Genomic DNA, 10,650 nt, shown 5'->3' with positions numbered 1-10,650 from the left:
GTCTGATGGTTCTTTGCGGATTAAAATTCGTTCAAACTAGGGGCAATTTAATCGCGGCGCGAGGTTTGTAACCTAGTGGGTTCGATAATTGCTCCTACGTTATTCTACTGGCTTACATCCATGTAGGCAGCAACGAGTTAATTGTCCTTAAGTAATATTACCTTTATCATCAAGACCATCAATGGTTACACCTTGTAAAAAGCCTGCCCCTTGCTGCTCGTTATTACGCAGTTTTATCATTAAACGTAAATCATTTGGCGAGTCTGCATGATGAAGTGCATCGGCATAGTTAATCCGTTGCTGTCTGTAAAGCTCAAACAGCGCTTGGTCAAAGGTCTGCATGCCCATTTCTGTTGATTTGGCCATAGTTTCTTTAATAGCACCAATATTACCGTTTTTAATCAGCTCACTCACCATTGGCGTATTCAATAACACCTCTATAGCAGCAGCACGTCCCTCACCATCAGAGGTAGGGATAAGCTGCTGGGCAATAATAGCGCGTAAGTTTAATGCTAAATCATATTTAAGCTTATCGTGCTTCTCTTTTGGCACTAAGTGCATAATACGATCAATAGCTTGGTTAGCATTGTTAGCATGTAAGGTGGCAACACATAAATGACCTGTTTCTGCAAAGCTTAACGCATACTCCATAGTTTCTTGCGATCGAATTTCACCAATTAAAATAACATCAGGCGCTTGGCGTAAAGAGCTTTTTAGTGCTGACTCAAAACTTTCAGTATCTAAGCCCACTTCACGTTGAGTAATAATGCTTTTTTTATGTTCATGAACAAACTCAATTGGATCTTCTATAGTTAAAATATGCCCACGTTGATTGCGATTTCTATAACCAATAAGCGCCGCCAAAGACGTTGATTTACCTGTTCCAGTACCACCTACAAATAATACCAGTCCGCGCTTTGACATAATCACATCAGTAAGTACTGAGGGCAATCCCAGCTCTTTTACATCAGGTATTTGGGTCACAATCCGGCGAATAACCATCCCCGCTCTGTCACGTTGCCAAAAAGCCGAAATACGAAAGCGCCCTTCGCTGGTTGCAATTGCAAAGTTACACTCTTTGGTGCTATGAAACTCTGCTTTTTGCTTTTCACTCATCGCTGATTCAACTAATTCCAGCGCTTGCTCATCGGTTAGTTTGTCATCATTAAGAGGTATCAGCTCGCCATTAATTTTAGCGCTAATAGGCAGCTGGCTTGATACAAATAGATCAGAGCCTTTTTTGTCGATCATTATTTGTAAAAAGTGATTTAGAGATAAAGTCATAATAATTCCTTAAGCGCTAAACTGCGTCTTATCTTGTGCTTTTGTATACGCCGCTGAGTGAGTGATAATGCCTCTGTTAACAAGGTTTGTTAAACATTGATCCATGGTTTGCATGCCCTGCGACGCACCGGTTTGAATCGATGAGTACATTTGAGCAATTTTATCTTCACGAATTAAGTTACGAATAGCAGGCGTTGCCAACATAATTTCGTGTGCAGCCACTCGCCCTCCACCGACCTTCTTGATCAGTGTTTGTGAGATAACCGCACGCAATGATTCAGAAAGCATAGAGCGGATCATGTCTTTTTCTTCACCAGGGAATACATCAATAATACGGTCAATGGTTTTAGGTGCCGACGTGGTATGCAAAGTGCCAAACACTAAGTGACCAGTTTCAGCAGCAGTCATAGCAAGGCGAATAGTTTCTAGATCTCGTAACTCACCTACCAAAATAACATCAGGGTCTTCACGCAATGCACTTCGCAAGGCATTAGAAAAACTATGTGTATCGCGGTGAACTTCACGCTGGTTAATTAAGCTGAGTTTATTATCGTGCACAAATTCGATAGGATCTTCAATGGTCAGTACATGATGATGTTTATTTTGATTTATATAGTCCACCATGGCTGCGAGTGTAGTCGACTTACCTGAGCCTGTAGGGCCGGTAACTAATACTAAGCCTCGTGGGTTATCTGAAATTTGTTTGAATATTTCCGGCGCGCCCAAATCTTCAAGTGTCAATACATCACTCGGGATAGTACGAAACACGGCAGCAGGACCACGATTAGAGTTAAAGGCATTTACACGAAAACGTGCTAAATTAGGGACTTCAAAAGAAAAATCCACTTCGAGATTTTGTTCATAGTCCTTACGCTGGTTATCGTTCATAATGTCATAAACCAGACTGCTGACTTCTTTATCTCCAAGTGCTGGTATATTAATTCGTCGCACATCACCATCAACACGTATCATAGGTGACACCCCTGATGATAAGTGCAAATCTGATGCTTTATGTTGCACACTAAATGCCAATAATTCGGTGATATCCATTTATGACTCCACAACTAACTGATAAATATATGGTTACAATAGCAGAACGACTCACATCCGCCTACGCTAGAATTGCACAGGCAGCGCAAAATGCACAGCGCAATAGTAACGACATTACGTTACTTGCAGTATCTAAAACCAAACCCGTCTCTGATATTATGGCAGCATATGAGCAAGGGCAACGCCAATTTGGTGAATCTTATGTTCAAGAAGCTGTAGATAAAATAGCGCAACTAGCCACATTTAGCGATATTGTTTGGCATTTCATTGGCCCTATACAGTCAAATAAAAGCGCTTTGGTGGCTGCTAATTTTGACTGGGTACAAAGCGTCGACAGACTAAAAATAGCAAAACGCTTAAACGCTCAGCGCCCACAGGAAATGCCCGCTCTTAATATACTGATACAAGTTAATATTAGCGCAGAAGACGCGAAATCCGGCTGTGCCGTAGAGGAAATAGACCAACTAGCACAATTTATAAGTCAGTGTTCACAGTTAAAATTACGCGGACTAATGGCTATTCCTGCAAAAAGTGACGATGCTAACACGCAAATTCAATATTTTGAGCAATTACAAACTTGCTTTGATAAACTACAGACCCAATATCCTCATATAGATACGTTGTCGATGGGGATGAGTAACGATGTAGAGGCTGCCATAGCGGCAGGTTCAACCATGGTGAGGATCGGCACAGATATTTTTGGAACACGAACTTAAAAGGTGATAACAGACATATGTCAGATAAAAAAATCGCATTTATAGGCACAGGTAATATGAGCTACGCCATCATTGGTGGCATGGTAAAAAACGGCTTTAACGCAAACAATATTATTGCAACTAACCGCAACCAAGAAAAACTAGCCAAGGTAGCATCCGACTTTAAGGTGCAAACCACCAGTGACAATAACGAAGCTATGCGCGATGCAGATGTCATTGTTCTGTCTGTTAAACCACAAATGATGGGCGATTTATGCCAATCATTTCAAGATTCTGGTATCGACTTTAGTGATAAATTATTTATCTCAGTCGCTGCAGGCTTAACCGTTAAACGCTTACGTGAAATGCTTGGCCAAGATGTGAAAATGGTGCGTTGTATGCCAAATACACCGTCATTACTTGGCCGTGGTGTATCGGGCTTATATGGCGCTGGCGAAACGCAAAGCGAACATGAATTTGTACAACAAGTATTTGAATGCACAGGCATTGTAGTGTGGGTAGAGCAAGAATCGCAAATTAACGATGTCATTGCTGTGACAGGCTCATCGCCAGCTTACTTTTTCTTATTTATGGAAGCGATTGAAGAAAAAGCGAAAGCACTTGGCTTTAATGATGAAGACGCGCGTCGCCTAGTACAGCAAACAGCGCTAGGCGCAGCTGAAATGGCACTTAGCCAACCAGATATTAGCATTTCTCAACTGCGCGCCAATGTAACCTCAAAAGGCGGTACCACGCATGCAGCTGTTGAGCATTTAAAAGCGCAAGGTTTAACCCAAACTGTGGGTGATGCAATGGATGCGTGTATTGCGCGTGCAGTGCAAATGGAACAAGAACTTTAAAACCATTTTTTATTGAAGGTTATACTATGAATGCCATGCAATTTTTAATTAGCACCTTGTTTGATCTATTTTTAATGGTGGTACTACTGCGTTTTTGGCTACAGTGGGCAAAAGCCGACTTTTACAACCCGATGAGCCAATTTGTGGTCAAAGCCACTTCGTTTGCAGTTAACCCGCTGCGAAAAATCATTCCAGGGCTAGGCGGGCTTGATTTAGCCTCTTTGTTGCTGGCATTTATAGTGGCTGCGGCAAAAATAAGTACATTAATGTGGCTTATTTATAGCTCTTGGGCTATTCAACCTGTGCTTATACAGGCACTAATAACTGTTTTAAAAGAAGGTTTAAATTTAGTCTTTTGGGTGTTAATCATCCGCGCTATTTTAAGCTGGGTAAGCCAAGGCTATAACCCAATTGAAGCGGTATTCCATCAGCTTACTGAGCCAATGCTAAAGCCAATCCGTAAAATCTTACCGCCACTAGGGGGCTTAGACTTATCGGTATTGGTACTGATCATCGGCATTCAGTTTTTACAAATGCTGCTAATGGACCTTTTAGCTTAAGCACAACGTAATATAAAGAGGCCTAGCGCCTCTTTTTTACATACTCAGGAGTTAACCATGCAACGTTTAATAAAGTTTTGTTTTATTGCTTGTCTCGCTTTAGCATTTAATGCACACAGCGCTCAAGAACAAGGCGCCCAATACAAAGAACTAGGCCCTTGGCAAGTTCATTACATAGCCTTTCCATCAACGTTTATTCAACCGCAAATAGCTAAAGCTTATGACCTTGAGCGTAGTGGCTATAAAGGCATTGTTAATATTTCAATATTAAAAAATGATGCTGATAAAGCCGCTCAAAAAGCGATATTACAAGGTACCGCTAAAAACTTATTAGGTAACAAGCAAACCCTTAACTTTAAAGAAGTCGTTGAAGGCGATTCAATTTATTATCTAGCACAAGTAGATTACACCAACGAAGAGATTTTACGTTTTGAAATTGAAATCCAACAAGGTAATCAGTTTCAAACATTAAAGTTTAAGCAAAAATTTTACGTAGATTAAATATGACCAACACCTTAGTACTTGCAACCGGCAACCCCGGAAAAGTGAATGAGCTGGCTAACATGCTCAGCTCACTTAATATTAATGTTGTACCGCAAAGCGACTTTAATGTCAGTGACGTAGCCGAAACAGGCACCACGTTTGTAGAAAACGCGATAATTAAAGCGCGACATGCGGCTAAAATTACCGGACTGCCTGCTATTGCAGATGATTCAGGCTTAGAAGTTGATGGCCTGAATGGCGCGCCAGGTGTTTACTCTGCTCGTTTTGCAGGAAATAGCGCAAGTGATCAAGATAATATCGATAAATTACTGGCTGATTTAGGCAATAACCCTAATCGCAGCGCTCGTTTTTGGTGTGTGTTGGTACTAATGCGTCATGCTGACGACCCTACCCCACTTATTTGCAGTGCTAGCTGGGAAGGTGAGATTACCCTTAGCCAACACGGTAAAGGTGGCTTTGGTTACGATCCTATCTTTTTTGTACCATCAGAAAATTGTACCAGTGCAGAGCTTACAAAAGAGCAGAAGAATGCATTAAGCCACCGTGGACAAGCACTTAATAAATTACTACAAGAGTTACAACACAAAGGCGGCCTGTGAACCTTCCTCCACTGAGTTTATATGTGCACGTGCCTTGGTGCGTGCAAAAATGTCCTTACTGCGACTTTAATAGCCACGGGCAAAAAGGTGACATCCCTGAAGCTGAATATGTACAGCACTTAATTGACGATTTAAAAGCTGATTTACACTTAGTACAAGGGCGAAAAATTCACAGTATTTTTATTGGCGGCGGCACGCCAAGCCTATTAACCGGCGCGGCATATACCCGTTTACTCAATGAAATAGATAACCTAATTGGTTTAAGCGATAACTGTGAAATAACCCTTGAAGCAAACCCGGGCACAGTCGAAACTGGCCGTTTTAAAGATTATGTAAAAGCAGGGATTAACCGTATCTCTATTGGCGTGCAAAGCATGCAAAATGATAAGTTAAAAGCCTTAGGCCGAATTCATGGTGCCGATGAAGCCAGTTATGCAGCACAACAAGCTAGTGAAGCAGGGTTGAATAGCTTTAACCTTGATTTAATGCATGGCTTACCAGGGCAATCCCTCGATGACGCACTAAGTGACTTAAAACAAATCATTGCCCTGAGCCCACCACATATTTCTTGGTATCAGCTCACCATTGAGCCTAATACGCAATTTGCTTCAAAACCGCCCACGTTGCCACAAGATGAAACCTTATGGGATATTCAAGAACAAGGCCAAGCATTATTAGCACAAGCAGGCTATCAGCAATACGAAATATCAGGATATGCAAAACCAGGCTTTCAATGCCAACATAACTTGAATTATTGGCGGTTTGGCGATTATCTTGGTATTGGCTGTGGCGCCCATGGTAAGGTTACTGATGCGAAAACAGGGGTGATAACACGCACTGAAAAGGTTAAACACCCACGGGGCTACATGGACATTATTAAGCCCTACTTGTACAAAAGCTGGCAAGTAGAGCAAGATGACTTAGCGTTTGAATTTTTTATGAATCGCTTTCGTTTAACAGAGCCATGCCCGATTGAAGACTACAGTGCGCTAACTAATCAGCCATTACAAAGCCAACAAGCGGCTTTGAATAAAGCTATTAACACAGGTTTATTAATAGAAAAAGACGGCCATTGGCAAGTAAGCCTTAAAGGCCATCGCTTTTTAAATGACCTGCTAGAATTGTTCGTATAACGCTTTTGGCGTTATACGCATGTAAAGTAAACACATGAAAAATTAAAATACCCTAATGGGTTTCTAACAACAAAAGGGAAACGAATGCGTAAACTTACTCTAATTGCTGCCACGGTAAGCGTGGCACTGCTTGCCGGTTGCCAACAAGCAACACAACAATCAACGCCTGCACCGGCGGTTCAAGTTCAACCTGTACAAAGTGAAATTGATAAAGCGAATGCTTTTTTTGAAGACACTTTTAATCGTGATGTAATGAGCAGCCCAGTTTATCAAACCTATATGGGCATCAAAAAAGATTACGATAAATGGGATGACAACAGCGAAGAAAAAGCGCTAAAAGACTTGGCACAAACTAAAGCCGATTTGGTTACGCTCAACAGCATTGACCGTGCGCAATTAGATGCAGCTACTCAAGTAAGTTATGATTTAAAAAAGCAAGATTTAGAAGCCAGCATTGCTGATTTTAAATGGCGTTACCATAACTACCCAGTAAACCAAATGTTTGGTACGCACTCTATGGTGCCGGCTTTTTTAATTAACCAGCATCAAATTAGCAACGTAAAAGAAGCAAACGATTATATTGCTCGTTTAAATGGGGTACCGGGTGTATTCGATCAACTGATTACCGGCTTAGAAATTCGCGCCGATAAAAACATCATCGCGCCTAAATTTGTATTTCCACATGTGATTGATTCAAGCAAAAATATTATTAAAGGTGCACCGTTTGAACAAGGTGAAGATTCAACTCTTTTGGCTGACTTTAAACGCAAAGTAAATGCCTTAGAAATCGACCAAGCTGAAAAAGATGCACTTATTAGTAAAGCGACTAATGCATTAAAAACAGCAGTTAAACCTGCTTACTCTAAGTTAATCAACTACATTGCACAGCTAGAAAAACGTGCTGATGACCGTGACGGTGCTTGGAAATTCCCTGATGGCGAAGCGTTTTACAATAACGCGCTTAAACGCACTACCACGACAGACCTTACAGCAAAAGAAATTCATGCCATTGGCCTTGCCGAAGTGTCACGTATTCATGATGAAATGCGTGCCATCAAAGATAAAGTTGGTTTTGAGGGTGACTTAAACGCCTTTATGCAGTTTATGAAAACCGACAAGCAATTTTACCTTGCTAATACTGAAGCGGGTAAAGCGCAATACCTAAGTGAGGCTAAAGGCTTAATTGATAACATGAAAACACGCTTAGATGAGCTGTTTATTGTAAAACCAAAAGCCGACATGATAGTAAAACGTGTTGAAGCTTTCCGTGAAAAAGCGGCAGGTAAAGCGTTTTATCAACAACCTGCGCCAGATGGTTCTCGCCCAGGTATTTACTATGCCAACCTCTATGACATGGAAGCAATGCCAACTTACCAAATGGAAGCTCTCGCTTACCATGAGGGTATTCCGGGTCATCACATGCAAATTGCTATTTCACAAGAGCTGGAAGGCGTGCCTAAGTTCCGTAAGTTTGGTGGTTACACAGCCTACATTGAAGGTTGGGGTTTATACTCAGAGTTACTACCAAAAGAAATGGGCCTTTATGAAGACCCGTATTCAGATTTTGGTCGTTTAGCTATGGAGTTATGGCGTGCCTGTCGTCTAGTGGTTGATACCGGTATTCACGCAATGAAGTGGACTCGCCAAGAAGGTATTGATTACTACGTTAACAACACTCCTAACGCCACTTCTGACGGTGTAAAAATGGTTGAGCGTCATATTGTAATGCCATCACAAGCAACGGCTTACAAAGTGGGTATGCTGAAAATTTTAGAACTACGTGAAGCGGCTAAAAAGCAGCTTGGCGACAAGTTTGATATTCGTCAATTCCACGACGTAGTGCTTAAAAATGGCCCTGTACCATTAAACGTACTAGAAAACTTTGTTGATGAGTGGGTTGCTAGCAAACAAGCTTAATTATCTAGGGTCTGTTGACCTTTCAAGGTTAAATTTGCAGCAGTCTGTTTGGTATTTAGGCAAGGCAGAGCCTATGTGGTGTGGTTATTCCCCATAAATAGGCGATAACGCAGCATCAATGCCAAACAGGCGCTGCCCGAAGGGTTCTGCCTAGGGGCGATTTACTCTTTGTTGCTCGGTTTTTACTTAGCCCACTAGGTTACAAACCTCGCGCCGCGATTAAACCGCCACTAGTTTGAACAAATTTTAATCCACAAAGGTAAACAGACCCTAGTAACTACTTAAACATATAAAAGGTCGCAATTGCGGCCTTTTGTTTTATAAAGCAAAAAATTAAGCTAGGATAAAGTAGGTATTCAAGGAGAACAGAATGGATCTAAGCATACAGCTACTCAATGCGCGTATTAAACAACAACAGTTTGATGAGCTTGATAACGACTTTAAAAAGCTCACTGACGCTCAAAAAGTGATGCAGCTTAATTACCTGTTTGAAAGCGCGTTACGCATGAGTATTAAATACGATTTTATGCAAAATATTGCCGTGCGAATTTTAGCGAGCAATACGCCACCAGCGCCGTTTATTGAACAGCTAACCAGTTTAGATGCACTGAGCTTTTTTACGCTTGCATTAAAATTAAATAAAGGCTTTATTAGTACAGATAGCCATGGCAATAACGTGTTACATAATGTGTTCAAGCACGCAGCGCCGAGCCAATTGCCTTTTAACTATGTTCGCTCGTTAATGTTATTTGAATCTAATGAAGAGCTACTGCATGCATTGGCGCAAATCAATCAGCACGGGCTCACTCCGGTGGCCAGCTATATCGTTTATGCACATAAGCCCAACATACCGGTAAAACATGAGTTTTCAGCCTTACTGGCATTAATGGAAATAGAACAAAAACAAAATCCTAGAGCAAAATTACAATTGCTTGAGGTATTAAAAAACGCCCCTCCAAGCGAAATTACCTTGCTGTTAAGCGCCGCATATTTACAGCGCTCTACTGAACAAGTAGCGGCACTAATCTGATAAGTAATATTCTACGCTGGTAACCACGCGTACATTTTTAATTTGCGGTGTGTTTGAATCCCGATCGCTAATACTAAACTGCCCTTGCCGTGCGGTTTTAATTTTACCTAAAAGGGAGTTTGAATCTTTCGCGAATTTATTTGCTACTTCACGGGCTTTTTCTGTGGCCTCTTGCACCATGGCAGGTTTTATATCGTTAAGCCCAGTAAAAATATATTCAATACGAGTTTGATAGTTATCTTGGACTATGGCTATATTTTGTTTAGCTAACTGACTCACTTTACTCAGTGCGTTTTTAACTTTATCAGGGGCATTAGAGTACACAATAATATTTGAGCTAATAACGTATCTAAACTTTTGGTTGTCGTTCGCGTATTCACGCGCTTGCTTATCAATAATAGATTGAGTGCCTGTCGATATTTCTTCATCGTCAAAGCCATGTAACTTTAAAAAGGCAATTACGGCATCGTTTTTTTGCTCAACTCGCTCAACAAGCTTTTCAAGGTTGTTATCGGCGTCATTAAACTGCAGCGGCCAAATAACAGTATCAGCGACCACTTCACGCTCTGCTAAGCCTTTGACCTGAACAGTGCGCTCCATGCCTTTAATATCAAGCGCAGCTCCTTTAATGATAAAGCCCAATGCAATTAAGCCGATGCTTAAACAAACTGCTGCCATAACAACGGTTACATTCGATATTTTATTCACTTCACTCTCCTTGATTAGGGTTTGTTGACCTTTGCGGATTAAAACTTGTTCAAACTAGGGGCGATTTAATCGCGGCGCGAGGTTTGTAACCTAGTGGGCTAAGTCAAAGCCGAGCAACAAAGAGTAAATCGTCCCTAGGCAGAACCCTCCGGGCAGCGCCTGTTTGGCATTGATGCTGCGTTATCGCCTATTTATGGGGAATAACCACACCACATAGGCTCTGCCTTGCCTAAATACCAAACAGACTGCTGCAAATATAACCTTGAAAGGTCAACAGACCCTATTCGAGTGATTAAGCAACAATGTTGTT

11 protein-coding genes are annotated in these 10,650 nt (G+C 41.4%); 8 read left to right on the top strand and 3 right to left on the bottom strand.

The window, feature by feature from the left end:
* Window positions 1-147: 147 nt before the first annotated feature.
* Both CWB78_RS17710 and CWB78_RS17705 read right to left on the bottom strand, forming a co-directional pair.
* Window positions 148-1,284 (bottom strand): PilT/PilU family type 4a pilus ATPase, encoded by a 1,137-nt coding sequence (locus CWB78_RS17710; protein ID WP_138569543.1) that lies wholly within the window; start codon window positions 1,282-1,284, stop codon window positions 148-150.
* 9 nt (window positions 1,285-1,293) lie between these two features.
* On the bottom strand, window positions 1,294-2,334 hold the full coding sequence (locus CWB78_RS17705; protein WP_010391590.1) for a type IV pilus twitching motility protein PilT: 1,041 nt from the start codon (window positions 2,332-2,334) through the stop codon (window positions 1,294-1,296).
* A gap of 2 nt (window positions 2,335-2,336) precedes the next feature.
* Between CWB78_RS17705 and CWB78_RS17700 the strand changes: the two genes are divergently transcribed.
* From CWB78_RS17700 to CWB78_RS17665, 8 genes are all read left to right on the top strand, one after another.
* The gene (locus CWB78_RS17700) at window positions 2,337-3,050 is read left to right on the top strand and encodes a YggS family pyridoxal phosphate-dependent enzyme (RefSeq protein ID WP_138596748.1); all 714 of its coding nucleotides are present in this window, start codon (window positions 2,337-2,339) and stop codon (window positions 3,048-3,050) included.
* Window positions 3,051-3,067: 17 nt separating this feature from the next.
* Window positions 3,068-3,889: a pyrroline-5-carboxylate reductase gene (proC, locus tag CWB78_RS17695; protein WP_010391593.1), complete on the top strand. Its 822-nt coding sequence runs from the start codon at window positions 3,068-3,070 to the stop codon at window positions 3,887-3,889.
* 26 nt (window positions 3,890-3,915) lie between these two features.
* Complete coding sequence (locus tag CWB78_RS17690) at window positions 3,916-4,449, top strand: YggT family protein (protein WP_008113334.1); 534 nt, start codon at window positions 3,916-3,918, stop codon at window positions 4,447-4,449.
* A 57-nt stretch (window positions 4,450-4,506) separates the two neighbouring features.
* Window positions 4,507-4,950 (top strand): DUF4426 domain-containing protein, encoded by a 444-nt coding sequence (locus CWB78_RS17685; RefSeq protein WP_138596746.1) that lies wholly within the window; start codon window positions 4,507-4,509, stop codon window positions 4,948-4,950.
* 2 nt (window positions 4,951-4,952) lie between these two features.
* A complete protein-coding gene (locus tag CWB78_RS17680; protein WP_138569545.1) occupies window positions 4,953-5,552 on the top strand; it encodes an XTP/dITP diphosphatase in 600 nt (199 codons plus the stop codon).
* Complete coding sequence (gene hemW / locus CWB78_RS17675) at window positions 5,549-6,685, top strand: radical SAM family heme chaperone HemW (protein ID WP_138596744.1); 1,137 nt, start codon at window positions 5,549-5,551, stop codon at window positions 6,683-6,685. The genes CWB78_RS17680 and hemW overlap by 4 nt, the downstream gene beginning before the upstream one ends.
* A gap of 84 nt (window positions 6,686-6,769) precedes the next feature.
* Window positions 6,770-8,602 (top strand): DUF885 domain-containing protein, encoded by a 1,833-nt coding sequence (locus tag CWB78_RS17670; protein WP_138596742.1) that lies wholly within the window; start codon window positions 6,770-6,772, stop codon window positions 8,600-8,602.
* 370 nt (window positions 8,603-8,972) lie between these two features.
* Complete coding sequence (locus CWB78_RS17665; RefSeq protein WP_138596740.1) at window positions 8,973-9,632, top strand: hypothetical protein; 660 nt, start codon at window positions 8,973-8,975, stop codon at window positions 9,630-9,632.
* Here CWB78_RS17665 and CWB78_RS17660 read toward each other — a convergent pair.
* Window positions 9,624-10,340 (bottom strand): SIMPL domain-containing protein, encoded by a 717-nt coding sequence (locus CWB78_RS17660; RefSeq protein WP_075169840.1) that lies wholly within the window; start codon window positions 10,338-10,340, stop codon window positions 9,624-9,626. The two genes, CWB78_RS17665 and CWB78_RS17660, sit on opposite strands and share 9 nt — an antisense overlap.
* Window positions 10,341-10,650: the final 310 nt, after the last annotated feature.

Source organism: Pseudoalteromonas sp. S1612 (assembly GCF_005887175.1).
Lineage (GTDB): Bacteria > Pseudomonadota > Gammaproteobacteria > Enterobacterales > Alteromonadaceae > Pseudoalteromonas > Pseudoalteromonas undina.
The sequence above is the reverse complement of the archived record's forward strand: the minus strand, read 5'-3'. Positions and strand labels throughout refer to the sequence as shown.

Excerpts from the sequence above, each read along its gene's own strand:
- CWB78_RS17710 (WP_138569543.1), bottom strand. The coding sequence starts at position 1,284 with ATGACTTTATCTCTAAATCACTTTTTACAAATAATGATCGACAAAAAA.
- CWB78_RS17705 (WP_010391590.1), bottom strand. The coding sequence starts at position 2,334 with ATGGATATCACCGAATTATTGGCATTTAGTGTGCAACATAAAGCATCA.
- CWB78_RS17700 (WP_138596748.1), top strand. The coding sequence starts at position 2,337 with ATGACTCCACAACTAACTGATAAATATATGGTTACAATAGCAGAACGA.
- proC (WP_010391593.1), top strand. The coding sequence starts at position 3,068 with ATGTCAGATAAAAAAATCGCATTTATAGGCACAGGTAATATGAGCTAC.
- CWB78_RS17690 (WP_008113334.1), top strand. The coding sequence starts at position 3,916 with ATGAATGCCATGCAATTTTTAATTAGCACCTTGTTTGATCTATTTTTA.
- CWB78_RS17685 (WP_138596746.1), top strand. The coding sequence starts at position 4,507 with ATGCAACGTTTAATAAAGTTTTGTTTTATTGCTTGTCTCGCTTTAGCA.
- CWB78_RS17680 (WP_138569545.1), top strand. The coding sequence starts at position 4,953 with ATGACCAACACCTTAGTACTTGCAACCGGCAACCCCGGAAAAGTGAAT.
- CWB78_RS17670 (WP_138596742.1), top strand. The coding sequence starts at position 6,770 with ATGCGTAAACTTACTCTAATTGCTGCCACGGTAAGCGTGGCACTGCTT.
- CWB78_RS17665 (WP_138596740.1), top strand. The coding sequence starts at position 8,973 with ATGGATCTAAGCATACAGCTACTCAATGCGCGTATTAAACAACAACAG.